Source organism: Polaribacter uvawellassae, from assembly GCF_039748955.1.
Taxonomy (GTDB): Bacteria; Bacteroidota; Bacteroidia; order Flavobacteriales; family Flavobacteriaceae; genus Polaribacter; species Polaribacter uvawellassae.
Map to the genome: position 1 here is coordinate 1 of NZ_JBDIZN010000003.1, position 26,653 is coordinate 26,653.

Sequence of the window (26,653 nt, forward strand, 5' to 3'; positions counted from 1 at the left end):
AATGCAATTAATTTATACAACCAAATAAGATTACACGTATCTTTAGACTATAAAACACCAAATATGGTATATAAATTATCAGCGTAAATTCAATTTTAACCTGTAGCCATATTTCAGGACTAGACATTTGAGAGGCAAGTTCCCTAAACCAAATCAAAGTTTCACTCATTGAAGTTTGTATAAAAAACAGAACCGAATTAAATTGAATTTTACTTAAAAATAATTACACTATAAAATGTTCAAACCTATACTTTATCTGTTTTTATTACTATTTTCTAATTCAATTTTAGGGCAAATATCAACTCAAAGAGTTCCAATATCAGAAACTTATTCTTCTAATGGAAAATTTAAACTAAAATCAATTTCTTTTGATGATGAATTTCCAAATTTAAAAGGAGAATCTTCGGTTACATTTACTAACGAATATGAAAGCTTTGGGGTTAAGAAAAGTTTTTACAAAATTAATCGCTCTTTCGATTTATACGATGGATATCCCTTTTTTGCTGCAATCAGTAAAGATGGGAGAAAGGTAATTTATATTAAAGACAAAGTTTATTATAATGGAGAAGAACATAAAAATATAACATTCTACATTGATGGCAAACTCAAAAAGACTTATACAACAGAAGAATTTATCAACTGTAATAATGACAACGAAAAGTGTGATATGTTTTATGATAATAAATATCAAATATTTGAAAGAAATAGCTCAACTTTAAAAAAGTATAAAAAAGGTATAACAGAAAAGGATAAATTCCTAAATAAAAATTTTGTATTCAACAATAATGACACAATCTATGTAATAGATTCAAGAAAAAAAATTACGCTTTTCAACTTAAATAAAGGAGAAATAATCGAATCAAAAATTGACTTTGATTCAATCTATCCAAGCATTAAAAGATATGAAGCAGTTCGAAGTAATATTGACTATTACGATTATCCTTACAAATACATAATAAATATTGAGAATTCTAAAACAAACGAAAAATTATCAGAAAGTATTAGCAAAATCTCAAACTTGAAATTCGTTTCTACAAACGACTCTACTTTTCATAAATACAAACTATTCCGAATTAATTTAACTGGATATCTTGACAGAACAGGAAAATTTGAAATTGAAACATTTGAAGCAGATGAAAAATTTGACAAAGAAGAAATAAAAAACTACCTTTTAAATACAAATTTCAATACTGATTTCATACCTCGTCAAGTCGACAAGATATATTTAGAAAGTTTTTTTGGTGGATATAGAAATCATAATGACTCTATAGCTGAAATTGACACTAAACTAGCTAAAGAGAAACGTAGACAAGAATTTGAAAACAGAAAAACTCTGGATTCTATTAATGGGATTTATATACCAAGAAACTTAAAAGAAAGTATTATTCAGCTAGACACAAAACTAAATTTTGAATCCAGAAAAAAGATAAAAGAAGCAAAAAGCATTTGGGAATTTAATTCGCATATGAGTCCTTTAGGAATGTGGATTCGAAATAATTGGGGAATTAATGGAGGTTCGAGACTTTTGAAATATTTTAATGAAAGAGGATTCACAGACAGAGATGAGATTTCAGCAATTATAATTGAACAATACCAAAAATGGTTAATTGAAGAAAAAGATGTTTGGTCAAAATGGGAAAAACGGAATCCGAAAAAATAAAAACTACAGCCAACATCGTATAAAAATAATGCGTAATTTAGTGCTTAATCGAGAGTTCGTGCGCTTTTGTTACGTCTGATTTTCCTGCGGAAAATTCTCGCATACAAAACTGCTGGTCACAGATCTGGAAATAAATAATTTTTAGATATGCTTTTACCATATTCATTCTTAATCTTTTCAACTCTTTAGCCATTAACTTTTTTATATACTTGGATGAACAGAAAAAAGAAAGATTTAATTATTTCACTTCTTCCAATATTTCACATAATCATAAGTATAATTTTGTTTTTTCTCTGGCTAAAAATTTGGAAACTAAATTATTATGAAAAATATTAAGAAAGAATAAAAAACGAAAACACAACAAAGAACTGAGTTAAAAAAAAATCAACACAGTAGAAAAAAAGACGATTTTGTTTTGCCCTTTTAAAATATTCTATACATTTGTAACGTAATGAAAACAACAACAAACACATCAATCTATACTACTGCAATCTTTGCGGTTGATGCTGTTGTTACTACAAGCATTACAATTTCTACAATTACAATTACCCTTTAAGGGTTATTATATTTCATATCAACTTAGGTTCTATTTATTTTTTCGAAAAATCGAAATTAGATAAATAACATTCAAACAAAATTCGTCGTACTAGTTATCATTTAAGAAAATGAAAGTTTTAAAATTCGGAGGATCATCCGTAGCAAATAGTCAATCAATTCAAAAAGTTTTAGAAATTGTAAGTGAAACCTCTAAAAGTAATACAACCATTGTTGTGGTTTCTGCTTTCGGAAAAACAACTGATAATTTACTAAAAATCGCCAACGCAGCAGCTCAAAATTCAGAATATACTTCTTTATTGCAAGAAACTGAAGCACATCATTTAACAGTAATTAAGGAGTTGATTCCTGTTGCACAACAAAGTGAAGTGATTAGTTATGTAAAAAGAATATTTAATCATTTAGAAACACTTTTTGAAGGCTGTAATTTATTACAAGAATTAACACCAAAAACCTTGGCTACAATAGTTGGATTTGGAGAATTGTTGTCTTCTTTTATTATTGCAAAAGCAGCTAAAGGACTTGGTTTATCTGCTAATTACAAAGATAGTAGAGAACTAATTATTGCCAACGGAAGTTATCAAAACGCCACTGTAAACTTTGAAATCACAAATAAAAACTGTAACGCATATTTTACAAATTCAACAGAACAAATTACCATTTTGCCTGGATTTATCGCCAGTACATTAGACGGAAAAACAACAACTTTAGGTCGTGGTGGTTCTGATTATTCTGCGGCAATTTATGCTGCTGCTTTACAAGCTGATGAATTGCAAATCTGGACAGATGTTAGCGGAATGTTTACTGCAAACCCAAGTATTGTAAAACAAGCATTTCCGATTCCACATATTTCGTATAAAGAAGCGATGGAGTTGTCGCATTTTGGCGCAAAAGTACTGTATCCTCCAACCATACAACCCGTTTTAGAAAAGCAAATTCCGATTATTATAAAAAACACCTTCTCTCCTACTGATATAGGAACTTTAATCACACAAAAAACTGAAGAAAAAAAACCTGTAAAAGGAATTACATTTATAGAAAACATTGCGTTATTAACACTTGAAGGAAGCGGAATGGTTGGAATTCCTGGTTTTTCAAAACGTTTGTTTGAAACTTTGTCTGTACAAAACATCAATGTAGTTTTAATAACACAAGCATCTTCAGAACATTCAATTTGTATCGGTATTTATGCGGATGATGTTGCTATAGCCCAACAAAGTATCAACGAAACTTTTGAGGTAGAAATCAACCAACATAAAGTAAATGCTGTGTTGGTAGAATCTGATTTGGCAATTTTAGCTTTGGTTGGAGATAATATGAAAAATCATCAAGGATTAAGCGGACAAATGTTTAGTGCTTTAGGGAAGAATAATGTGAATATTAGAGCGATTGCTCAAGGAGCTTCAGAGAAAAATATTTCTGCAGTTGTTAATAAATCGGATGCTAAAAAAGCATTAAATACTTTGCATGAAGCTTTTTTTGAAGAAAAAATAAAGCAACTAAATTTATTTGTAACAGGTGTAGGAAATGTTGGAGAACGTTTTTTAGCACAAATTGAGCAACAAGCATCCTACTTAAAAGAACATTTAAAATTAAACATTCGTGTAGTTGGAATTTCAAATTCCCGTACAATGTTTTTTAATGAAGAAGGCATTGATTTATCGAATTGGAAAGATGCTTTGGCAAATGGAAATCCAACTACTTTACAAACATTTTTTGAGAAAGTTTCGTCTTTAAATTTACGCAACAGCGTTTTTGTAGACAATACTGCAAACGAAAATGTTTCTAAAATGTACGAACACTATTTACGTAAAAGTATTGGTGTGGTTACTTGTAATAAAATTGCCTGTGCTTCTGATTTTGAAAACTATAAAACATTGAAAAAAGTTTCTAGAAAATACAACGCTCCATTTTTATTTGAAACCAATGTTGGTGCAGGATTACCAATTATTGATACTTTAAAAAACTTGATTGCTTCTGGCGATAGCGTTCAGAAAATTCAGGCAGTTTTATCTGGTAGTTTAAATTATGTATTTAATAATTTTAACGAAAATTCAACCTTTCACGATGTTGTAAAAGCTGCACAAAATGAAGGCTATACAGAACCAGATCCTAAAATAGATTTAAGCGGAATTGATGTTGCTCGTAAAATATTAATTCTTGCTCGAGAAAGCGGATTTGAATTGGAATTATCTGATATTGAGAATGATTCTTTTTTACCAGAAAAAAGTTTAAAAACCTCTAACAATGATGATTTTTACGCAAGTTTAACTGCTTTTGAAAAACATTTTCAAAACATCTATAAAGCTGCTTCAGATAAAAATTGTAAATTAAAATATGTAGCAGAATTTGTAAACGGAAAAGCAAAAGTTGGTTTGCAAGAGATACCTGCAAATCATCCTTTTTATAATTTAGAAGGAAGTGATAATATTGTGTTATTTTTCACAAATAGATATCCTGTACAACCTTTACAAATTAAAGGCGCTGGCGCTGGTGCAGATGTTACTGCTTCAGGGATTTTTGCTGATGTAATTAGAATCGGAAATAAATAAAAAATGGAAGAAATAAAACTTTTTGCTCCGGCAACCATCGCTAATGTTTCTTGCGGATTTGATGTCCTTGGATTGTGTTTAGATACTGTTGGAGATGAAATGATTATCAGAAAAACCAATAAGAAAGGCGTTACAATCACTAAAATTATTGGACAAAATTTACCTTTAGAAACAGAAAACAATGTTGCTGGCGTTGCTGTTTTAGCTTTGTTAGAAAAAGTAAATACAACATTTGGCTTTGAAATAGAAATCTATAAAAATATAAAACCTGGTAGCGGTATTGGAAGTTCTGCTGCAAGTTCTGCCGGAGCAGTTTTTGGCGTAAACAAATTATTAGAAGAACCTTTTTCTTTACAAGAATTAATTCCGTTTGCCATGGAAGGAGAAAAATTAGCGAGCGGAACAGCGCACGCAGATAACGTTGCTCCTGCTCTTTTAGGTGGATTTACTTTGGTAAGAAGTTACAATCCGTTAGATGTTATTAAAATTGATGCTCCGAATGAATTGTACGCAACGGTAATTCATCCGCAGATAGAAATTAAAACTGCTGATGCTAGATCTGTGTTAAGAAAGAAAGTAACTTTAAAAGAAACGGTAATTCAGTTAGGGAATTTAGGTGGATTCATTGCTGGTTTATACACCAATGATTATGATTTGATTGGAAGATCTTTACACGATGAAATTGTAGAACCTTCTCGCTCAATCTTAATTCCAGAATTCGACAATGTTATAAAAGCAGCAAAAGAAGCTGGTGCTTTGGGTGGTGGAATCTCAGGTTCGGGTCCTTCCATATTTGCATTAAGTAAAGGAAAAGAAACCGCTGATAAAGTTGCATTAGCAATGGCAAACGCCTATAAAAATTTACAAATTGATTTCGATATTCACGTATCAAAAGTCAATGCAAACGGCATAAAAATACTCTAAGAATCGTCATTCCGAGCAACGTTAAGGAATCTCACAAAACAGATTGCTTCATAAAGCTCGCAATGACAACAAAAAAAAAGAATTATGAACTATTACAGTTTAAACCATACATCGCCAAACGTATCTTTTAGAGATGCTGTTGTTAACGGAATTGCACCAGATAGAGGATTGTATTTTCCTGAAAGTATCACACCTTTGAGTAAAGATTTTTTCAATCATATTGAATATTTTTCAAATGAAGAAATTGCTTTTGAAGTAATCAAACAGTTTGTTGGAAACGAAATTCCGACAGAACGTTTAAAACAAATCATTACAGAAACCATCAATTTTGATTTTCCAGTTATTGAAGTCGCTAAAAATACTTCTTCTTTAGAACTCTATCACGGACCAACAATGGCTTTTAAAGATGTTGGCGCGCGTTTTATGGCGCGTTGTTTAGGAGAATTCAACAAGAATAATAACAATCAAGTTACTGTTTTGGTGGCAACTTCTGGTGATACTGGCGGTGCTGTTGCAAACGGATTTCTAAATGTAAAAGGAGTTGATGTTGTTATTTTATATCCAAGCGGAAAAGTAAGTGATATTCAAGAAAAACAATTGACAACCTTAGGTCAGAATATTGTTGCCTTAGAAGTAGATGGCACTTTTGATGATTGTCAAGAAATGGTAAAAACTGCTTTTTTAGATGCTGAAATTTCTAGAACTTTAACATCTGCCAATTCGATTAACGTTGCACGTTGGTTGCCGCAAATGTTTTACTTTTTCTTTGCCTACAAACAATTAAAAAACAAACATAAAGACTTGGTGTTTTCTGTTCCTAGCGGAAATTTCGGAAATATCTGTGCCGGAATTATGGCGAAAAAATTAGGGTTGCCAATAAAACACTTTGTTGCTGCAACCAATGTAAATGATACAGTTCCGAAGTATTTAAAAGACGGAAATTACAATCCGAAGCCATCTAAAGCAACCATTTCTAATGCAATGGATGTTGGAAATCCAAGTAATTTTATCAGAATTCAAGAATTGTTTAACAGCAATTTAGAGCAATTGAAAAAATCTTTTTCTTCCTACTCTTTTACAGATGATGCAACTCGAAAAGCCATGAAAGAATTGTACGAAAAAGCTAATTACGTTTCAGATCCTCACGGAGCAGTTGGTTATTTGGGTTGTAAAGAATATGCTAAAGAAAATCCAGATGCGTTATGTGTGTTTTTAGAAACTGCGCATCCTGTAAAATTCTTAGCTATTGTTGAGGAAACTTTGCCTATTAAAATTGATATTCCTTTGCAAATACAAGCAATGATGCACAAAGAAAAAGTAGCACAAAAAATAACTACTTATCATGAGTTAAAAACATATTTGAATTCTTAAAAATTACGGTTGTCAGTTCGAGTGAATTTATGAAGCATGAACAAATTTGTATCGAGAACATATTTTAACTCGATACAAATTTCTACTGATTCTAAAATGATTTTTAATAACTTGGCTAAATCAAAATTAAATCTTCTAATAAACTAAGATATTCTAAATGCCGATAGAAAACATACCAGAAATCTACATAAAAGACAAAAATGAAAGTCCCGATTTATTTGTGTATGATTTTAAAATGACCAATGATGTTATTAAAAGCAAAGTAAATTTAGGTATGAATATGTTTAGCTTTTTACAAGTTGGTAAAAAGCAAGTACATTTTGCAGGAACATCTGTTGCAGTAAATAAAGATCAATCTTTATTATTGAAAAAAGGAAATTGGCTTTGGACAGAATTATTAGATACTGAAGCTATTTATTTTTGTAAACTCTTCTTTTTTTCTGAAAATAAACTCAAAGAATTTTTAGAAAAACATACAGAGAAGAATCAAAAAGTAAAAGAAGAAGTACCCTATTTTATTATTAAAAACGATGCATATATCACTTCATATTTAAATTCATTATCTACAATTAGTGAAGCTCCAACTATTTTTTTAGAGAATTTACTTTCTGTAAAGTTTGAAGAATTGATGTTGTACCTTTTACATAAATATGGTAGAAATTTTGAAATCTATTTGCATTCTTTAATAATTAAAGAAACATCCTCTTTTAAAAAAACAGTAGAAAGTAAAATACATTCTAATTTAAAATTAGAAGAAATTGCATTTTTATGCAATATGAGCTTATCAACTTTTAAACGTTATTTTATTAAAGAATATAATGTCTCACCTGGAAAATGGCTTCAAGATAAACGACTTAAAAAAGCAAAAGAAGCTTTAGAACAAGAAAATTTAAAACCATCAGACATTTATTTAGATTTTGGATATAATAATCTTTCTAACTTTAGTATTGCTTTTAAAAATAAATTTGGAGTGAATCCTAGCGAAATAGCTTCTTAACTTTCACAATCCACTTTTTTTTAAATTTGACCTTTATTCATAAGTTATTGAACTTTTTTGGTAATAGAATACCTGAATTCTCCTTGTACATTTGCATCATAATTATAACACTAAAAAAACAAAAATTATGAATATTACATTAGCACAAGCAGAAAAAGCAATTACAGCAGCAAAACAAAAATCAACAGCAATTGACACCAAAATGAACATTGCAGTTGTAGATGCAGGAGCAAATTTAGTAGCATTTGGAAGAATGGACGGAGCTTGGTTAGGTTCTCTTGATATTTCTATTAAGAAAGCAAAAACAGCACGTTATTTTGATATGAATACAGGAATTATAGGTGAATTAGCGCAACCAGGACAACCTTTATTTAATATTGAGCATTCTAATAATGGATTAATTACTTTTCCTGGTGGTGTGCCAATTAAAAACGCAGCAAACGAAATTATCGGAGCTATTGGAGTAAGTGGAAGTTCAGTAGAAAACGATCATGCAGTTGCAGAAGCTGGAGCTTTAGCAATCTAATTAAAAAATAAATTGACATAAAGAGGATAATTAAAGTTAATTATCCTCTTTTTTTTTATTCAAAAAATATGAAAAAATATTTAGCAGAATTTATCGGAACCTTTGCGTTGGTTTTTTGTGGTACAGGAGCCATCATCGTAAATCAACAAGCAGGAGGAAGTTTAGGATTGGTTGGAATCTCTCTTACTTTCGGAATTATTGTAATCGCTATGATATATATTTTTGGTTCTATTTCTGGCACACATATAAATCCAGCAGTTACAATTGCTTTATTAATTGGAAAACTGACTTCTAAAAAAGAAGCTCTTTTTTATATTACTGCTCAATTTTTAGGTGCGATATTAGCAAGTATTTTATTAAAATTAATGTTTTTTGAAAAAAGTTCATTAGGTGGAACTACTCCATCTGGTAGCTCAATACAATCATTTATTTTAGAATTTATATTGACTTTCTTTTTAATGCTCACCATTTTGGGGGTAACTTCTAAAAAGGAATTTTCTAATATCGCAGGAATTGTCATTGGATTTGTTGTAACAGGAATTATTCTATTTGCTGGTCCAATTTCTGGAGGATCATTTAATCCTGCAAGAAGTTTTGCTCCTGCAATTGTTTCAGGAAATATTTCTGCACTTTGGATTTATATTACAGCACCAACGTTAGGCGCAATAGCAGCAATGCTACTTTGGAAGTTTTTTAACAAAGTAGAAAAGTAAAAATATAGAATTGCTTCTGAGGAATTAAAAACCTATTAAAATTCTTAAAAAAATGTCAATTCGAAATGAGTTATTTACGTTGTCAGTTCGAGTGAATTTATGAAGCATGAAAATTTGTATCGAGAACATATTTTAACTCGATACAAATTTCTTTCTTCTGATGTAAACTAAATTCAATCCATCAAAAACATTCCTTTTTATCTCCAAGATTTTTACTACTTTTCAGTTTCAAAATTTAACCAAATGAAAGTATGTATTGCAGAGAAACCAAGTGTAGCAAGAGAAATTGCTAACATCCTAGGTGCCAATACAAAACGTGACGGATATTTTGAAGGAAACGGTTATGCGGTAACGTATACCTTTGGACATTTATGTACTCTTTTAGAGCCAAAAGATTACAAACCACATTGGAAAAGTTGGGATTTGAACAATTTACCAATGTTGCCAGAAAAGTTTGAAACCAAAGTAACGAGCAATGACGGAATCCAAAAACAATTCAATATTGTAAAATCATTGTTTAACAAAGCAAGTGTCATCATCAATTGTGGTGATGCCGGTCAAGAAGGAGAATTGATTCAGCGTTGGGTCATCAATCAATGTAATTATAAAGGAAAAGTACAACGCCTTTGGATTTCTTCCTTAACTGAAGAAGCAATCAAAGAAGGATTTAACAATCTTCATCCAGCAGAAAAATATGACAATTTGTATTATGCAGGTTTTTCAAGAGCCATCGGAGATTGGTTATTAGGATTAAATGCAACGCGGTTATACACCGTAAAATTTGGCGGTTACAAACAAGTATTGTCTGTTGGAAGAGTGCAAACGCCAACATTGGCAATGTTGGTCAATCGTTTTAAAGAAATTGAAAACTTTAAGCCACAGCCTTATTGGGAATTACAAACTACGTACAGAAATACACTTTTTAATTATGAAGACGGACGCTTTTTAAAACAAGAAGACGGACAAGTTTTAGCAAATAAAGTAAAAGAATCTGATTTCGAAATTGTTTCTGTAACCAAGAAAAAAGGAAAAGAATACGCTCCTAAATTATTTGATTTAACAGGATTGCAAGTCTATTGTAATAATAAATTCGGGTTTTCTGCGGATGAAACGCTCAAAATGGTTCAGAAGTTATACGAAATGAAAGTAGTTACGTATCCAAGAGTAGATACTACTTTTTTACCAAATGATGTGTATCCAAAAGTTGCAGGAACATTAGCTAAACTAACCAATTACAATCAGCTTACACAACCACTTTTAGGAAAGAAAATAAAGAAATCGAAACGTGTTTTTGATGATAAAAAAGTAACCGATCACCATGCGATTATTCCGACCGGAATACAAACCAACTTGCAGTACAATCAGCAACAAGTATATGATATTATCACCAGAAGATTTATTGGAGCTTTTTATCCAGATTCTGATGTTTCTAATACTTCGGTAATCGGAAAAGCTGCGGATGTTCCTTTTAAAACTACAGGAAAAGAAATTATTTCTAAAGGATGGCGTGTTGTTTTCGAAACTAGATCTCTCGACTCCGCTCGAGATGACAAAACAGATAGTAAAAATAGTATTGTGCTTCCTTCTTTTGTAAAAGGAGAAAAGGGCGCTCACGAACCATCATTTTTGGAAAAAGAAACTAAACCACCAAGAAACTTTACAGAAGCTTCTCTCCTACGCGCAATGGAAACTGCAGGTAAACAAGTTGATGACGATGAAATGCGTGAGCTGATGAAAGAAAACGGAATCGGAAGACCATCAACAAGAGCAAGTATTATAGAAACCTTATTTCGAAGAAAATATATTGAACGTAAAAAGAAATTGGTATTGCCAACACAAACGGGAATTCAATTGATTGATTTAATTGACAATGAATTATTGAAATCTGCCGAGTTAACTGGACGCTGGGAAAAACGCTTAAAAGAAATAGAACGTGGAGAATTCAACGCTGGAACGTTTATCAATAACATGAAAAAAATGGTGGATGAATTAGTTTATGAAGTACGGTCTAATACTTCTAAAATTAGAATCTCTCATGAATCTTCTGTCATTTCGAGCGCAGTCGAGAAATCTCCTAAAAAGAAACCAAAAAACAAGAAAGAAGTCACAGGTAAAACCTGTCCAAAGTGTAAAAAAGGAACACTCTTAAAAGGCTCAACCGCTTTTGGTTGTTCTGAATACAACAAAACATGTAATTTCTTAATGCCGTTTGAATTCTTAGGGAAAAAGATTTCAGAAAATCAACTCATTCGTTTGCTAGACAAAAAATCTACCACTAATTTAAAAGGATTTACAACAGAAAATGGTACAGTTGAAGGCTTGATACGTTTTGATGAGAATTTCAACTTCAAACTAGAAGCTAAAAAAAGCACCGTTAACAGCAATGTGTCATCTCGAGCGGAGTCGAGTGATCTTTCTTATCAAACAGAAACCATTTCTTGCCCTAAATGTAACAAAGGAACCGTTTTAAAAGGCAAAACGGCCTACGGTTGTTCTGAATACAAAACCGGTTGCGATTTTGTGTTTACCTTTGAAAACATCAAAAAAATTGCCAATGGAAAACCACTGACGAAAGAGTTGGTTTTGGAGATTATTTCTAAATAGTTTTCATGATAACTCTGTCATTCCTGCAAAGGAAGGAATCTAAACTATCTAAATTGATATTCTATTAACTATTTATGGATTCCTGCTTTCGCAGGAATGACAATACAAAATATCATTGAAAATAAAACAAAGTAACCTGTTTGTAAACATAAGGTTTACATCAAAAAAAAAGCTTCACATTTCTGTGAAGCTTTTTGTATAAATTATTTTATTGATTGTAAATACAATTTCTCAACTTTGTCTCTAGCCCAAGGTGTTCTTCTTAAAAACTTTAAACTCGATTTCATTGTTGGATTATTTCGAAAACAATTTACATTGATTAGTTCTCCCATTTCTTCCCAACCATATTCGTTGTGTAAATGTTCTAAAATATCGGCAAGTTTAATTCCGTGTAACGGATTATTAGGTTGAGTTTCACTCATATTATTCTTTATCTAAATCTGGTAATGTATAGGTTGCGAAAATACTTTTTTGTTTCATCATTTTTTCAATTTCATCAGATTTTCTTGGTGCATCCGCAGATAAATTAACGGGACCATTTTTAGTTACTAAAATGTCATCTTCTATTCGAACTCCAATTCCCCACCATTTTGGATCACAATCGCTTCCTTCTGGAATGTAAATTCCTGGTTCCATTGTTAATACCATATTTTCTGCAAAAGTGGTATAATTTCCTGGATCATGCACATCTAAACCAATGTGATGCGATGTTCCGTGAGGGAAATATAAATGTCTTGCATCAACCGATTTTATGATTCCTAATTTGTACAAACCTTCATTAATAATTTTACGAGCCGTTTGCCCTGGTCTGCTAATTTTTCCTCCAATAACATATTGTGCAATACCAGCTTCTTGAGCGTCATATACCAAATCATATATCAACTTTTGTTCTTTAGAGAATTTACCGTTTGCAGGAATTGTACGCGTAACATCTGCTGTATAACCACGATATTCTGCTCCTAAATCCATTAAAACCAAATCGTTATTCAGATTCATTTTATTGTTTTCTCCGTAATGTAAAATACATCCATTATTTCCTGCTCCAACTATTGACGGATATCCTTCATATTCTGCTCCATATTTTTTATATACAAATTCATGAATTCCTTGCACTTCTGTTTCAGACATTTTAGGATGCATTGCTTTCATAATTTCAACTTGTCCCATTGCAGAAATACGCACTGCTTTTTTAAGCAATACCAATTCTTCTTTGGTTTTAACTTCTCGTAAAGTTGCCATTATGCCTCCCAATGCTTTAACATCTATATTGGTTGCTAATTTTATGTTTTTGTCTGTAGCCGGAATTTTACTTGTAGACGTTTGATAAGAGATTTTTGTTTTAAACGTCTCAATTAAATCATATAAATCTGCTTTGTTTCTTTTATCATCTCTAACATCGTTTTTAAAGTCTTCAAAAATGATTTTATCAAACTTTGAGAAATCAACTGAAATATTGGCAAAATCTTCTCCATTAAAAACATCTTTAAAGCCAAGTGTTTTCTGAACTCCTTCGATACCCAATCGATAGCCGTTCCACATTTCTGCTCTTGCATCTCTTCGTTGTATGTAAAACAATTCGTTATAAGAACCTTTTTCTGATTGTTGGGCTTCAGAAAAAATTAACAATACAGAGTTTTGTTCTCTATATCCTGTTAAATAATAAAAATTTGGGTCTTGATGATATACATAATCTACATCGTTTGCTCTGTTTCTAGTTGGATTTGCAAAGAAAACAGCAACTGAGTTTTTTGGCATCTTAGCACGTAAAGCTTCTCTTCTTTCTTTATGAAACTCACTCGATAAGAAATCTTTTGGCAAATCTTTTCCTTGAGAGAAACTAAACGTTGTAGTGAAAAGTAAAAGTGCAATAAATATTTTTTTAGTGTACATGTTAAAAAAGTTATATTAGAGTTGATCTCTCAAATGTACAGTTATTTCATAAAAAAAATTAAGATAATCTCGTAATATTAACAAAAGATTAATGAATTATATAAAAACTAATCGCTGTTATATAGAACTATAATTCTACATTTTTAATACATTAGCAAAAAAATTATCAAATAACAAAATAGACACGATTAGAATGAAAAACACTGCACTAACTCACGTACACGAAGCTTTAAATGCTAAAATTGTTCCTTTTGCTGGTTATAATATGCCGGTTTCTTATGAAGGAATTAATATTGAACACGAAACAGTTAGAAATAGCGTTGGTGTTTTTGATGTAAGCCATATGGGAGAACTTTTGGTTGAAGGAGAAAACGCATTGGCTTTATTGCAAAAAGTAACATCTAATGATGTTTCTAAATTAGCTGTTGGAGATGCACAATACAGTTATTTCCCAAATGAAGATGGCGGAATTGTAGATGATTTAATTTGTTATAAAATTAAAGAAAATCAATATTTATTAGTAGTAAATGCTTCTAATATTGAGAAAGATTGGAATTGGATTTCTAAATACAATGCAGAAATTGGAGCGGAATTAAAAGACGTTTCTGACGAGTATTCTTTATTGGCTATTCAAGGCCCTAAAGCCATTGAAGCAATGCAATCAATAACTTCGGTTAACTTGGCAGAAATTCCTTTTTACAAGTTTAAAGTTGGAGATTTTGCAGGATTAGATAATGTTATTATTTCTGCAACGGGTTATACGGGTTCTGGCGGATTTGAAGTGTATGTGAAAAATGAAGATGCAGAAAAATTATGGAATAAAGTTTTTGAAGCTGGTGCCGATTTCGGAATTAAACCTATTGGATTGGCTGCAAGAGATACTTTACGTCTAGAAATGGGATATTGTTTATACGGAAATGACATTAACGATACAACGTCTCCTTTAGAAGCTGGTTTGGGTTGGATTACAAAATTTACGAAAGACTTTGTAAACTCTGAAGCTTTAAAAGCGCAAAAAGAAAACGGAATTACAAATAAATTAGTTGCATTTGAATTACTAGAACGAGGAATTCCAAGACAAGATTACGAAATTGTGGATGCAGACGGAAATGCAATTGGCGTTGTAACTTCTGGTACGATGAGTCCATCTTTAGGAAAAGGAATCGGGATGGGTTATGTAACCAAAGCCAACTCAAAATTAGATACAGACATTTTTATTCAAGTTCGTAAAAAAGCAATTCCTGCTAAAGTAGTAAAATTGCCTTTTTATAAAGGATAAAATACATATAGATGAATTAAAAAAACCTGCTAATGAGCAGGTTTTTTTTATGCAATCAAATATTTCTATTTTCTAAACTTGTTTCTAAGAATCATTCTTTTTAAACTTCTTTTTAAGTCGTTTCCAGCGTCAAAAACCATTTGTTCGTTGGTTGGAAACTGAACAGCTCTTAATTTAATCAAATCCTTAAGAGCTCCTGTTATAGCTCTTTTATCTCCCCTAAAAGTAGCGTATTCATGTTCAAATATAAATCCACTACTTACAGGAAATGATTTTAATAATTGCTGTGTATTAAAATTTATATAACGAACTCTTCCAGTAACTTCAGCAGATTTTGATTGTGTAAATTGATATACACTACATTTTACTTTAACCATTTTATCTACCTTCACTTTTTCTCCTTTGCTGTTTATTACTTCTTTTCCGTTTTTATCAACTAGATATTCCCAACCGTCTTTTACCGTTCTTTCTTTTACAAATTCTTTTTCTTTAATTCGTTCGGGCGAAATCTTAATGTTTTTTAACGTTAATTCTAAACCAAAATCATAATTAATATTTTCATCTTGTGTGCTGTGATATACTGTCCATAAATCATCAAATCCATACGTATCAAAATCTAATAAATCTCTAGCCAATTTTTTTGGGATGATTTGATTGGTTTTATTTTTCATAGAAACAAATACATAATCAGTTCCTTTCTCATGTGCTTCTCTAATTAGATTTCTAGTATCTTTATAATTAGGATTGATTTTTTCTATATAGTTTAAATCATCAAATGCTTTTCTGTAATCTAATTTATTTGTTGAGCTAAACAATGCTTTTGCGTTGTCATATAACAAATTTGAAAGTTCTTTTTTTGAAGCGATAATATCAGAAGTATAATCGTTAAATATAAAATGTGCATCATATTCATTATCTGGATACGTTAATGGCAGCAATGGTTTAATCATTTCTTGCCTAGTATCTAACTTTAAATACAAATTGTAAATAGCTTCAGCATTTTCTGCATTCCCTTCTTTTTTTAAAAAATCAATTCTTTTTAAATCTCTTGTATAAGCTTTTTCATAAGCCTCTTCTAACATTGGTATATATGGTTGATTTCCTTTTTTAGTTTTATTCTTTCTAAGGTTTTCAACTGCGGTATTTATAGCTTTATCATAATTACCTGAGTTAATAGCTTTTTGAGTAGATTTTATACTACTACAAGATGAAACAACAAGAAAAAGGAGGAATAAGAATGTAATCTTTTTCATAATTATTTTAATTTATTCAAATATTAATATTGTTTCGGTTTTTTTGCCATATCCGGACTAAAGAAAGATTGAAAGTATTTAAAATCTTTTTCTTTATCATCAGTTGTATAATACGGCTCAGAGATTTTTACTTGCTTGTTTTTATAATCTAAGGTTGCCATAACAACAGGAACTTTTGCGCCTTTGGCTATATAATAAAAACCTGTTTTCCATTTTGCTATTTTCTTTCTTGTTCCTTCTGGAGATAACGCCAATCTAAATTCGTCTTTAGACTGAAACACTTGCACAATGGCATCTACCAAATTATTACTTTTAGACCTATCTACTGGTGCGCCTCCTAAACTTTTAAAAATAAAGCCAAACGGACCTTTAAACAAAGAGTCTTTACCTATAAAATTAATTTTAACTCCTGCTGTATTTCTTGCTAAAATTCCGATCGGGAAATCTTGCCAACTTGTGTGTGGCGCTGCAATAACTAAATATTTTTTAAGTTCTTTCGGAAAATTGTTTACCAATTTCCAACCTAGAATAGTACTAAATATAAATTTTGAAATCATGGAGTATCAATAAGTTTACAAATAAAACACATATTATTATGTACACAAATATAAAACTCTTAATTTTAGTATCTTTAAAAGATTCTATCAAAAATTATGGAAATTACTTTACAAATACTGATACTCATTGGTTTAGCTGCAACCCTATTTTATCTATATAAAACAACCAATAGCAATGCTACTAAAAAACCCGATGATGAAGCTTTAAAAATGCAACAGCAATTAAACAATCAACTGCGAGAAGAATTGCAAAAACTAAGGGATGAAAAAGAGTATTTAACCATAGAAAACACAAAGAATAAAACCGACAATGCCAATCTGAAAGAAAAATTAGAACTCAACAAACAAGATGTAGAAAAGCTACAAGAAAAGTTTACCAAAGAGTTTGAGAACTTGGCAAACAAAATCTTAACGGATAACTCAAAAACCTTTAAAGAACAAAATAAAGAAAGTATTGAGGGCATTTTAAATCCGTTAAAAGAAAAAATAGATGGATTTGAAAAGAAAGTAGCCGAATCTCAAAAAGAAAGTATCGGAATGCATTCTGCACTAAAAGAGCAACTGCGTGGATTGAAAGACTTAAATCTACAAATGAGCAAAGAAGCCATCAACCTAACAAAAGCGTTGAAAGGCGATTCTAAAGTACAAGGTGATTGGGGTGAAACGCAATTAGAAATGCTCTTAGAAAAAGCGAATCTAACCAAAGGCATTCATTTTGAAACACAAGGCGGATATAGGGATGACGAAGGCAAACTTAAAAAACCAGATTTTATCATCAACTTACCAGATGATAGACATTTAATTATCGATTCTAAAGTATCGTTAACGGCGTATGAAGCCTACACAAGTGCCGAGGAAGATGCCGATAAAGAAATCAGTTTAAAGAAACATTTAGAAAGTCTTAGAAAACATATCAAAGATTTAAGTAGTAAAAAATACGACAGTTTGTACGAGATCAACACACCAGATTATGTACTAATGTTTGTACCCATAGAACCTGCATTAATGATAGCTTTAAACAACAGCAACGACTTGTATTTAGAGGCTTTAGACAAAAATGTGGTATTGGTTTCTACCTCAACCTTATTGGCAACCTTAAGTACGGTTTCTTCGATGTGGCGACAAGAGAATCAGAAGAAAAATGTATTGGCAATTGCTGAGCAAGCAGGAAAGTTATACGATCAGTTTGTAAACCTTACGGATGATTTAATCAAAGTAGGAAATCAATTAAAAACAGTACAAGGAAGTTATGATACTTCTATGAAAAAGCTCACCGGAAAAGGAAACTTAATCACAAAAGTAGAGCGCATAAAAGTATTGGGTGCAAAGACAAGTAAGAACTTAAACAAAAACTTATTAGATAGAGCTACGGAAGAGTAACTAAACCTTCAACTTCTTTACCAACTTTCCAACAGTTAATCCTTGTACAATTATTGAGAAGATAACAACGATATAGGTAATTACCAAGAATAAATCTCTGTGCATTTCATTGGTCAATCCTAAAGCTAAAGCGATGGAGATTCCGCCACGCAAACCACCCCAAGTCATAATTAGGTTGGTGTTTGGCACAAAGTCTAGTTTCTTTTTAAAGAAGTTAATCGGAATTAATAAGGATAAGAATCTACATACTAATATTAACGGAATTGCAATCAATCCAGCAATAATATAATCGCCTTCTACTACTAAAACGAGCATTTCCATTCCGATCATTACAAACAAAATAGCATTCAATAAAATATCTAATAATTCCCAAAACTTATCTACATAATGTTCTGTAGTTTCTGACATGGCAGCGTTTCTAATAGTATCATTTCCTACAATTAAACCAGCTGTAACCATGGCTAAAGGAGCCGATAAATGCAAATACTGCGCAATTACTGTTCCGCCCATTACAGCAGCAACCGTAATAATAACTTCAATATCATAATCGTTTATAGATCTTAACAATCTGTACGTAATCCAACCTAAAACAGCTCCCAAAAGGATTCCACCCAACACTTCTTTTCCGAAGAGTTGTAAAACATCTACTACTTCTATTTTATCAACTCCGAATGAAGCGATTTGAAAAATAGTTAAGAACACTACTACTCCAACTCCATCATTAAATAAAGACTCGCCAACTATCTTTGTTTCTAGTTTCTTAGGAACATTGGCTTTCTTTAAAATTCCGAGTACTGCAATTGGGTCTGTTGGAGAAATCAACGCTCCGAAGAGTAAACAATAAATAAAACCTACTTGCATCCCAACAAGTTGCAATACGTAATACATACTAATTCCTACTAAAAAAGTAGATGCTAAAACACCTAAAGTAGAAAACATAAGCACGGGCCAACGTTGAATCTTTAGTTGGTTAAAGTTGGTATGTAACGCGCCTGCAAACAATAAAAAACTCAGCATTTCTTCTAACAACAATTCTCTAAAATCTATTTTAGATATTATTTCTTTTTCGAAGTTTAACAACGTAGGATCTAAATAACTCAACGCAATTACAAACAGTGTAAATACAATGGTAATAATCATTAAACCAATGGTATTTGGTAGTTTTAAAAATCGGACATTGATATACCCAAATATTGCTGAGAAGAAAATTAGTATTGTTGCTATTAAATAAGCATCCATTGTTGTGTGATTTTATATTATTTGTTTCCTAGAGTGCAGTCGAGACTTGTCAGGTCGAGCACAGTCGAGCGGTAATCGTTTTGTATATGCAAATATAGGAATAGTATAAGTTCTCGACTCCGATCGAACGGACATTTTTAAGATCTATACAACAAAAGCAGCCGATTGGCTGCTTTTTAGTTTACATATATGTTTTCGTTTCTCTTTCATCTAAATGTCTGGTCGAGCTTGTTCTATCGAGCGGAGTCGAACTTGTTCTATCGAACATCATCGAGACTTGTCAGGTCGAGCTTGTCCTATCGAGCGGAGTCGAATTTGTCATATCGAGCGGAGTCGAGATACAAGACCTATTTAACCTCTCGACTAGTTGCACTAGCTACCTTCAATTAAAATGTATTTTAATTTCGCTAATGCTCGAGGAGACAATGTAGAGGCATTGACCAAACAATGTCAAAACATTGACCAAACAATCTTATCGTTTACATCACAAACAAACGTCTTGCAGACATCATCTCTTCTACGCGTTCTCCAATTTCCGCCAAAGCAGCATCGTTATCGTGATTCTGAATTGCTTCATCTATAAAGTCAACTACTTGTTGCATGTCTGTTTCTTTTAAACCTCTTGTAGTAACAGCTGCGGTTCCAACTCTTATTCCAGACGTTACAAACGGACTCTTATCATCAAAAGGCACCATGTTTTTGTTTACGGTAATATCTGCTTTTCCTAAAGCTATTTCGGCATCTTTACCAGAAATGTTTTTGTTTCTTAAGTCAATTAACATACAATGATTGTCTGTTCCGCCAGAAATAATATGATATCCTTTTGCTACAAATGCTGCTGCCATTGCTGCTGCGTTTTCTTTTACTTGTAGTTGATATTCTAAAAACTCGTCTGTTAGTGCTTCTCCAAATGCAACTGCTTTTGCTGCAATTACGTGTTCTAATGGTCCGCCTTGATTACCAGGAAATACTGCCGAGTTAATTAATGTGGACATCTTCTTTGGATTCCCGTTTTTTAAGGTTTCTCCAAACGGATTGTCAAAATCTTTACCAATTAGTATCATTCCTCCTCTTGGGCCACGCAATGTTTTATGTGTTGTAGTAGTAACAATATGACAATGTGGTAACGGATCGTTTAAGATTCCTTTTGCAATCAATCCCGCAGGATGCGAAATATCTGCCATTAAAATTGCGCCCACACTATCAGCAATTTTTCTAAAACGCTCAAAATCCATATCTCTAGAATAGGCAGAAGCACCTGCAATAATTAATTTAGGTTGATGCTTTTTAGCTTGTGCTTCTAAATGGTTGTAATCAATAATTCCTGTTGCTTTATCCACTCCATAAAAAACAGGGTTGTATAACTTACCAGAAAAGTTTACTGGAGAACCGTGTGTTAAATGTCCACCGTGCGATAAATCGAACCCTAAAATAGTATCACCAGGTTGTAAACAAGCAGCAAATACTGCTGTGTTAGCTTGACTACCAGAGTGTGGTTGCACATTTACATATTCTGCTCCAAACAATTCTTTGGCTCTGTCTATGGCAATTTGTTCTACAATATCTACAATTTCGCATCCACCGTAATAACGTTTACCAGGATATCCTTCTGCATATTTATTGGTTAAAATTGAGCCTTGGGCTTGCATTACTTGATCGCTTACAAAGTTTTCTGAAGCAATTAATTCCAAACCATTTTGTTGTCTTTCTTTTTCTTCTTGAATCAGGTCAAAAATTTGATTATCTAGTTGCATTGTTGTTTGTTTTAATAAAGATTATCAAAAGTAGTAAAAATCATTTTGCAACTAACAACTTTCTGCTATATTTGATAAAATTTTAATAACATTGGTTTAAAAACTAATACTATATATATTCAGATGAAATTAACGGCTAATAATCCCAACAGAAAATCGTGGTTACATGTTTCTAAAGATTCAGATTTTCCAATACAAAACATCCCATTTGGTGTGTTTATTACTAAAGATGATATTATTACCATCGGAACACGAATTGGAGATTACGCCATCGATTTAGGAGCCTTACATCAATTAGGTTACTTTGATGGGATACCGCTTACAGACGATATCTTTTTGCAAGATTCTCTAAACGATTTTATTGCAGACGGACGCAAAACTTGGCGTTTGGTGCGTAATAGAATTGCAGACATCTTTGACGTTACTAAAAGTGGTTTAAGAGATCATAAAGAGCACAAAGCAGAAATTATTTTTAGAATGGATGAAATAGAAATGTTATTGCCAGTAACTGTTGGCGATTATACCGATTTCTATGCAAGTAAAGAACATGCTACCAACGTGGGTACTTTATTTCGTGACCCAGAAAATGCCTTAATGCCAAACTGGTTGCATGTACCCATTGGATATCATGGTAGAAGTTCTTCTATCATTCCGTCTGGTACACCTATTAGAAGACCTTACGGACAATCGAAACCTGCAGAAGGAACCAATACTCCGGGATTTGGTCCTTCTAAATTATTAGACTTCGAATTAGAAATGGCGTTTATCACTACAGATTCTAATACCTTAGGAGATCGTATTTCTATTGAAGAAGCAGAAGAATATATTTTCGGAATGGTCTTATTTAACGACTGGTCGGCAAGAGATATACAAGCTTGGGAATACCAACCTTTAGGTCCATTTTTAGGAAAGAACTTTGCTTCTACCATTTCTCCTTGGATTGTTACGTTGGATGCCTTAGAGCCTTTTAGAACTGATAATCCAGAGCAAGTACACGAACCTTTGCCATATTTAAAAGTAGATGGACAAAAAAGTTACGACATTAAATTACAAGTAGGTATTAAACCAGAAGGAAAAGAAGAAACGGTGGTTGCCAACTCTAACTTTAAATATATGTATTGGACCATGGTGCAACAATTAGCGCATCATACTGTAAATGGTTGTCCGGTAGAAGCTGGAGACATGATGGGTTCTGGTACTATTTCGGGCCCAACAAAAGACAGTTATGGTTCTATGCTAGAGTTGTCTTGGCGTGGTCAAAACCCAATTAAATTAAACGACGGTTCTGAGCGTAAATTTATCAATGATAATGATACGGTGATTATGCGTGCACATTGTGAAAATAATGACGTACGTATTGGTTTTGGTGAGTGTACTGGTAAAGTATTGCCTGCTATTCCGTTTAAGAAATAGTAGTATTATAAATATCATTAAAAAAGGACGCTCTTGGAGTGTCCTTTTTTTTGTACGTCATTACGAGGACGAAGGACGAAGTAATCTCATAAAACAATACCGTCATTACGAAGGAAGAATGACTGAAGTAATCTCAATAAATGAAGTAACTAATATCATAAGTAACCTATGCAAAACAATTGGAATTTATAAGATATCAAGGATTTACGGGTTGTGAAAATAGTGAAGAATAGTAGTGATTAATAAAAAAAAGTGGCTTACCTATAATTATAAACTATTTCCATATTTTTCTAACCATTTTATCGACTCTTTATAATTCGGATAATATGATTTCATTAAAGTCCAAAATTTATGTGTGTGATTCATAACTACAGTATGCATTAATTCGTGAATTATGATATAATCAATTACATATTCAGGTGCTTTTATCAATTTCCAATTCAATGAAATATTCTTGTCTCTTGAACAATTTCCCCATTTCGTTCTGGATTCTCGAATAAATATTCTATTGTGCTTAAAATTCAAGTTTTCCGCAAGTTGGTTTGTCCGTTTTGTCAAATGTTTTTTAGCAACTTTCCGATACCATTTTTCCTGAACTTTTGGGTCAAGTAAATCTCGCTTTGAATTGATTGTTTTGTGTTCGTGGTCAACTTTAACCTTTTGTGAATACGTAGTATCATAAAAATAAGCGTATCTATTACCGAAAAGTAATAATTGATTTCGCTTTAATTCAATTGAGGACATTCCGTCAAAATACTTTAGGTTTTTATCAATCCATCTGTTTTTTTTCTTCAGCATTGAATTGATATCTTCCTCTGAAAAGTCTGGTGGTGCAATTATGCGTACTTTTCCATCTTCACTTACTCGAAGTCGAGCGTGTTTTACTTCCTTGCGGATTAATATGTAGTTATTTGGTAACTCCATTAACTCAATTTGTAATTCTGTAAAACAGCTTTCATAATTTGCTCCATCAATTCTTCATTTCCATCAATCTTTAGTTCCTCAAATTTTGGATTTACAGATAAGAGTAAAATTTCATATTTCAAACGGTCAAATTCTCTTGGAACTTCTTGCCAACCATTGTAAATTTTGGCTTTTATTTTTTCTGCTGCTTCAAATGAAAACTCTCTAACAAGTTCTTCGTTAAACGATTCTCCTGAAATATTCTTTATGATTGTAAAAAACTCAAAACTTCCTTTGTCTGGAAATCCCATTCTTTCTGGAAGCGAAGCAATTTCATCTAATTCTGAATAAAGGTCTCCTAGTTGATTTAATATTTCTTCAATCGCAAGACTTTCTTCTTGCTTTTGTTTTATTAAATCATCCAAACGATTTTGAAACTCAACATAAATGGCACTATTAACTTCATTCTTACGTATTACAGTTTCAATATCTCTAATTATTTTTTCTGCCTTGTCTGATGGGTCAAGCTTAATTTCTTTCAGTTTATTCAAGTAATCTGAATCAATTGATATTTCAGGTAAATGCCCTTTGAAATTTAGCAGCTTAGAAGTTTCTTGAATTAATTTTCGTGTTTTGGCTGCATAGATTTCTGCATCAAAATCTAATCGTTTAAATTCTTCTAAATAGATTTCATAAATCTCATTTAGCCACAAGTATTTTATTTTTGATTCTCTTAATGCTGGATGTGGTGAAATAGATTCCCAAAGTTGAATAACTTCTCTAAAGTCGTTTTCAAATTTTCCGTGGTCAATTTCCGATAGCTTTCTAACGATTGCCATTGTACATTCGTAACTGTCTTCCAGTTTAATGTTTTCAAAAGGCTTAAACGCTTCTTCTAAAACTTTAGGGAATGTCTTTACCAAACTTTCTACATCTTCAAACTCGCCAATATCTTCTGGGTCGTAATTCAATGCTTCTTTATAATTTTGGAAGACTCCAACATAATCAACTATTCGTCCAAATTCTTTCGATAGCTTGGTTACTTTGTCGTCATAAGGTCTGTTGGTTCTTGCTACTGCTTGTAAAAGATTGTGGTCACGCAAAGGACTATCCAAATACATTGTTTGCTCAATTGGTGCATCAAAACCAGTTAAAAGCATATTACAGACAATGAAGATTTTCAGGTTGTTACCCATTTTTTGTTCTTCCTCTGTAATTCTTTTCTTAAATTGCTTAATTAACTTTTTACGTTCCTTATCTTCTTTGTAATGGTCTTTGTAGAGTTCGTATTTTTCGCCTTCTTCGTAATGTCCAGTTGAGAATATTATTGCGACTTCTGAACGGTCGAAATAGTTCATCAGTTCATTGTAATACAAAACACAAGCTTCTTTATCACAAGCGACTATTTGAGCTTTATAGCCTTGTGGTTCGAGCATTTCTTTAAAATCCGTTGCAATATCTTTTGCAAGTGTTTCAACACGGTCAGGATGCTTTAAAAAGACTTTCCAAGCTGAAACTCTTCTTTCAACAGCTTTCTTTTCATCTTCTGTAAGTTCTGCTGTGATTTCTTCGTAACCTTCTTTTAATTTTTCCTTGTCTAAAAACCATTCAGTTGGCCCAAAAGTGTAGCGAATTGGTTTTGTAGCTCCATCATCAATCGCATCTTGAATGCTGTATTTATCTAAATAATATTCGTGTTTTCCTTTGTCTTGGTCAACTATTCCAAATTCTTGGTGTGTTTTTGGAATTGGTGTTCCTGTAAATGCGAATCGTTTAGCGTTAGGTAAAACTGCTTGCAATTCCATTTGATAATTGCCGTATTGTGTTCTATGTGCTTCGTCAATTAAAACAATTACATTGTCTCGCAAATCTTGTCGGTCTCCTAATTCATCAAATTTTTGAACGGTTGTAATAAAAACGCCTGAAGGTGAAGTTTTAATAATGTGTTTTAAATCGCCAATATTATTTACTGGTCTCGCATTTGGAAATTCGCAATCGTCAAAAGTTCCTCCAATTTGTTCTCGCAAATCTTTACGGTCAACCACAATGTAAATTGTTGGGTCTTTTAGTTCTTTACTTTGGCGAAGTTTGTATGCTGTATAAAGCATTGTTAAACTCTTTCCAGAACCTTGTGTATGCCAAATTACACCTTGGTCTAAATCGCCTTTTATAACTCTATCTGCAATTTTATTGGCTGCTCGTAATTGTTGATAACGAGCTACTTTTTTTACAATTTTTCCTTCTTCTCGTTCAAAAACTAAAAAGTGTTTTAAAATATCCAACACTCTTGCTGGTTGCAATAAGCCAATGATACCGAGTTTCATTCGCTCCAATACTTCTCCATTTGGCAAACGGTCAACATCAAAATTCCAAAGTCCGTCTTTTTTATCTTGATAAGTTGTACAAAGGTCATTAGTTGGTTCTAAAATTGGATTGGGTTGGCTAACATCTATCAAGGTATTTTTCCATTCGTTGAAATAAGACGAGGAAGCTCCGGGAATTCCATATTTTGTAATTCTACCGTTACAAGCCACACCAAAGCAATGACACATATATAATTTATCGGCTCTTTGGTCGTAAGTTGAAAATTGACGAACACCTTCCATCCAATTCGTACCTTTTCTTGCTCTTTGTTTGGCTTCTATAGGTACTAAAGGAACACCATTAATTAACAAGACAATATCAGTTTTTACCATTTTGTAGCCTTGTACCCAAAATTGGTTGGTTACGATAAAATCGTTTTCCCAAATATTTTCAAAGTCAATAAAAAGCACATCAATGTCTTTGTCTTTTACCGAAAGCGTAACACCCGAAACCAATTTATCTAAAAACGCCTCATTTCCTAAAATTGGAATAGGATTATTTAAATTTTGCATCAGCATTTCAACTGCGTGTTGTGCAACTTCTTCGCTTATATTGTTTATTAAAGCTGTTTTTTCTACCAATATTTGTTCAATAATGGGTTTTGAAAAAGGACGTTCATAGGTTTTTAAATCATCATTACTTTTAAATGACCAGCCCATTTTACTTAACCATTCAGTTACTGGTTTTTCTACACCTTTAAGTTCTGATAAATGTCCCAT

19 protein-coding genes are annotated in these 26,653 nt (G+C 32.1%); 11 read left to right on the top strand and 8 right to left on the bottom strand.

What is annotated here, in order from left to right; translation table 11 throughout:
* Positions 1 to 235 precede the first annotated feature (235 nt).
* From ABDX67_RS07265 to ABDX67_RS07300, 8 genes are all read left to right on the top strand, one after another.
* Entirely contained in the window at positions 236 to 1,660 is a 1,425-nt protein-coding gene (locus ABDX67_RS07265; protein ID WP_347174293.1) for a DUF6794 domain-containing protein, read from the top strand.
* Positions 1,661 to 2,325: 665 nt separating this feature from the next.
* Positions 2,326 to 4,767: a bifunctional aspartate kinase/homoserine dehydrogenase I gene (thrA, locus tag ABDX67_RS07270; RefSeq protein WP_347174294.1), complete on the top strand. Its 2,442-nt coding sequence runs from the start codon at positions 2,326 to 2,328 to the stop codon at positions 4,765 to 4,767.
* Positions 4,768 to 4,770: 3 nt separating this feature from the next.
* Positions 4,771 to 5,691, top strand: a complete 921-nt coding sequence (locus ABDX67_RS07275; protein ID WP_347174295.1) for a homoserine kinase — start codon at positions 4,771 to 4,773, stop codon at positions 5,689 to 5,691.
* A gap of 84 nt (positions 5,692 to 5,775) precedes the next feature.
* The gene (gene thrC / locus ABDX67_RS07280) at positions 5,776 to 7,062 is read left to right on the top strand and encodes a threonine synthase (RefSeq protein ID WP_347174296.1); all 1,287 of its coding nucleotides are present in this window, start codon (positions 5,776 to 5,778) and stop codon (positions 7,060 to 7,062) included.
* Between the two features lie 157 nt (positions 7,063 to 7,219).
* A complete protein-coding gene (locus tag ABDX67_RS07285; protein ID WP_347174297.1) occupies positions 7,220 to 8,059 on the top strand; it encodes a helix-turn-helix domain-containing protein in 840 nt (279 codons plus the stop codon).
* A gap of 127 nt (positions 8,060 to 8,186) precedes the next feature.
* Entirely contained in the window at positions 8,187 to 8,585 is a 399-nt protein-coding gene (locus tag ABDX67_RS07290) for a GlcG/HbpS family heme-binding protein (protein WP_347174298.1), read from the top strand.
* 68 nt (positions 8,586 to 8,653) lie between these two features.
* Entirely contained in the window at positions 8,654 to 9,298 is a 645-nt protein-coding gene (locus ABDX67_RS07295) for an MIP/aquaporin family protein (protein WP_347174299.1), read from the top strand.
* Positions 9,299 to 9,541: 243 nt separating this feature from the next.
* The gene (locus ABDX67_RS07300; protein WP_347174300.1) at positions 9,542 to 11,902 is read left to right on the top strand and encodes a type IA DNA topoisomerase; all 2,361 of its coding nucleotides are present in this window, start codon (positions 9,542 to 9,544) and stop codon (positions 11,900 to 11,902) included.
* Between the two features lie 203 nt (positions 11,903 to 12,105).
* Here ABDX67_RS07300 and ABDX67_RS07305 read toward each other — a convergent pair whose 3' ends face one another.
* Together ABDX67_RS07305 and ABDX67_RS07310 are read right to left on the bottom strand one after the other, a co-directional pair.
* Entirely contained in the window at positions 12,106 to 12,324 is a 219-nt protein-coding gene (locus ABDX67_RS07305) for a VF530 family protein (RefSeq protein ID WP_347174301.1), read from the bottom strand.
* Between the two features lies 1 nt (position 12,325).
* Positions 12,326 to 13,792, bottom strand: a complete 1,467-nt coding sequence (locus ABDX67_RS07310) for an aminopeptidase P N-terminal domain-containing protein (protein ID WP_347174302.1) — start codon at positions 13,790 to 13,792, stop codon at positions 12,326 to 12,328.
* Positions 13,793 to 13,985: 193 nt separating this feature from the next.
* Between ABDX67_RS07310 and gcvT the strand changes: the two genes are divergently transcribed.
* Complete coding sequence (gcvT, locus tag ABDX67_RS07315) at positions 13,986 to 15,071, top strand: glycine cleavage system aminomethyltransferase GcvT (RefSeq protein ID WP_347174303.1); 1,086 nt, start codon at positions 13,986 to 13,988, stop codon at positions 15,069 to 15,071.
* A 65-nt stretch (positions 15,072 to 15,136) separates the two neighbouring features.
* Here the strand turns inward: gcvT and ABDX67_RS07320 are convergent, their stop codons facing one another.
* Together ABDX67_RS07320 and ABDX67_RS07325 are read right to left on the bottom strand one after the other, a co-directional pair.
* Positions 15,137 to 16,324: a hypothetical protein gene (locus tag ABDX67_RS07320; RefSeq protein WP_347174304.1), complete on the bottom strand. Its 1,188-nt coding sequence runs from the start codon at positions 16,322 to 16,324 to the stop codon at positions 15,137 to 15,139.
* A gap of 23 nt (positions 16,325 to 16,347) precedes the next feature.
* Positions 16,348 to 16,881, bottom strand: coding sequence for a 1-acyl-sn-glycerol-3-phosphate acyltransferase (locus tag ABDX67_RS07325; protein WP_347174305.1), 534 nt, complete (start codon positions 16,879 to 16,881; stop codon positions 16,348 to 16,350).
* A gap of 96 nt (positions 16,882 to 16,977) precedes the next feature.
* Between ABDX67_RS07325 and ABDX67_RS07330 the strand changes: the two genes are divergently transcribed.
* Positions 16,978 to 18,261: a DNA recombination protein RmuC gene (locus ABDX67_RS07330; protein ID WP_347174306.1), complete on the top strand. Its 1,284-nt coding sequence runs from the start codon at positions 16,978 to 16,980 to the stop codon at positions 18,259 to 18,261.
* Here the strand turns inward: ABDX67_RS07330 and ABDX67_RS07335 are convergent, their stop codons facing one another.
* Positions 18,262 to 19,500: a cation:proton antiporter gene (locus tag ABDX67_RS07335; RefSeq protein WP_347174307.1), complete on the bottom strand. Its 1,239-nt coding sequence runs from the start codon at positions 19,498 to 19,500 to the stop codon at positions 18,262 to 18,264.
* Between the two features lie 479 nt (positions 19,501 to 19,979).
* Positions 19,980 to 21,254, bottom strand: coding sequence for a serine hydroxymethyltransferase (glyA, locus tag ABDX67_RS07340; protein ID WP_347174308.1), 1,275 nt, complete (start codon positions 21,252 to 21,254; stop codon positions 19,980 to 19,982).
* 123 nt (positions 21,255 to 21,377) lie between these two features.
* On the opposite strand from glyA, the gene fahA reads away from it, so the two are divergent.
* A complete protein-coding gene (fahA, locus tag ABDX67_RS07345) occupies positions 21,378 to 22,667 on the top strand; it encodes a fumarylacetoacetase (RefSeq protein WP_347174309.1) in 1,290 nt (429 codons plus the stop codon).
* Positions 22,668 to 22,934: 267 nt separating this feature from the next.
* Here fahA and ABDX67_RS07350 read toward each other — a convergent pair whose 3' ends face one another.
* Positions 22,935 to 23,591, bottom strand: coding sequence for a M48 family metallopeptidase (locus tag ABDX67_RS07350; RefSeq protein ID WP_347174311.1), 657 nt, complete (start codon positions 23,589 to 23,591; stop codon positions 22,935 to 22,937).
* Positions 23,591 to 26,653, bottom strand: a complete 3,063-nt coding sequence (locus ABDX67_RS07355) for a type I restriction endonuclease subunit R (protein WP_347174312.1) — start codon at positions 26,651 to 26,653, stop codon at positions 23,591 to 23,593. Before ABDX67_RS07355 ends, ABDX67_RS07350 begins: the two co-directional genes overlap by 1 nt.

Coding starts and splice junctions, on each gene's coding strand:
- ABDX67_RS07310 (WP_347174302.1), bottom strand. CDS start 13,792: ATGTACACTAAAAAAATATTTATTGCACTTTTACTTTTCACTACAACG.
- ABDX67_RS07265 (WP_347174293.1), top strand. CDS start 236: ATGTTCAAACCTATACTTTATCTGTTTTTATTACTATTTTCTAATTCA.
- ABDX67_RS07285 (WP_347174297.1), top strand. CDS start 7,220: ATGCCGATAGAAAACATACCAGAAATCTACATAAAAGACAAAAATGAA.
- ABDX67_RS07335 (WP_347174307.1), bottom strand. CDS start 19,500: ATGGATGCTTATTTAATAGCAACAATACTAATTTTCTTCTCAGCAATA.
- ABDX67_RS07305 (WP_347174301.1), bottom strand. CDS start 12,324: ATGAGTGAAACTCAACCTAATAATCCGTTACACGGAATTAAACTTGCC.
- glyA (WP_347174308.1), bottom strand. CDS start 21,254: ATGCAACTAGATAATCAAATTTTTGACCTGATTCAAGAAGAAAAAGAA.
- ABDX67_RS07290 (WP_347174298.1), top strand. CDS start 8,187: ATGAATATTACATTAGCACAAGCAGAAAAAGCAATTACAGCAGCAAAA.
- ABDX67_RS07330 (WP_347174306.1), top strand. CDS start 16,978: ATGGAAATTACTTTACAAATACTGATACTCATTGGTTTAGCTGCAACC.
- thrC (WP_347174296.1), top strand. CDS start 5,776: ATGAACTATTACAGTTTAAACCATACATCGCCAAACGTATCTTTTAGA.
- ABDX67_RS07355 (WP_347174312.1), bottom strand. CDS start 26,653: ATGGGACATTTATCAGAACTTAAAGGTGTAGAAAAACCAGTAACTGAA.
- fahA (WP_347174309.1), top strand. CDS start 21,378: ATGAAATTAACGGCTAATAATCCCAACAGAAAATCGTGGTTACATGTT.
- thrA (WP_347174294.1), top strand. CDS start 2,326: ATGAAAGTTTTAAAATTCGGAGGATCATCCGTAGCAAATAGTCAATCA.
- ABDX67_RS07295 (WP_347174299.1), top strand. CDS start 8,654: ATGAAAAAATATTTAGCAGAATTTATCGGAACCTTTGCGTTGGTTTTT.
- ABDX67_RS07325 (WP_347174305.1), bottom strand. CDS start 16,881: ATGATTTCAAAATTTATATTTAGTACTATTCTAGGTTGGAAATTGGTA.
- gcvT (WP_347174303.1), top strand. CDS start 13,986: ATGAAAAACACTGCACTAACTCACGTACACGAAGCTTTAAATGCTAAA.
- ABDX67_RS07300 (WP_347174300.1), top strand. CDS start 9,542: ATGAAAGTATGTATTGCAGAGAAACCAAGTGTAGCAAGAGAAATTGCT.
- ABDX67_RS07350 (WP_347174311.1), bottom strand. CDS start 23,591: ATGGAGTTACCAAATAACTACATATTAATCCGCAAGGAAGTAAAACAC.
- ABDX67_RS07275 (WP_347174295.1), top strand. CDS start 4,771: ATGGAAGAAATAAAACTTTTTGCTCCGGCAACCATCGCTAATGTTTCT.
- ABDX67_RS07320 (WP_347174304.1), bottom strand. CDS start 16,324: ATGAAAAAGATTACATTCTTATTCCTCCTTTTTCTTGTTGTTTCATCT.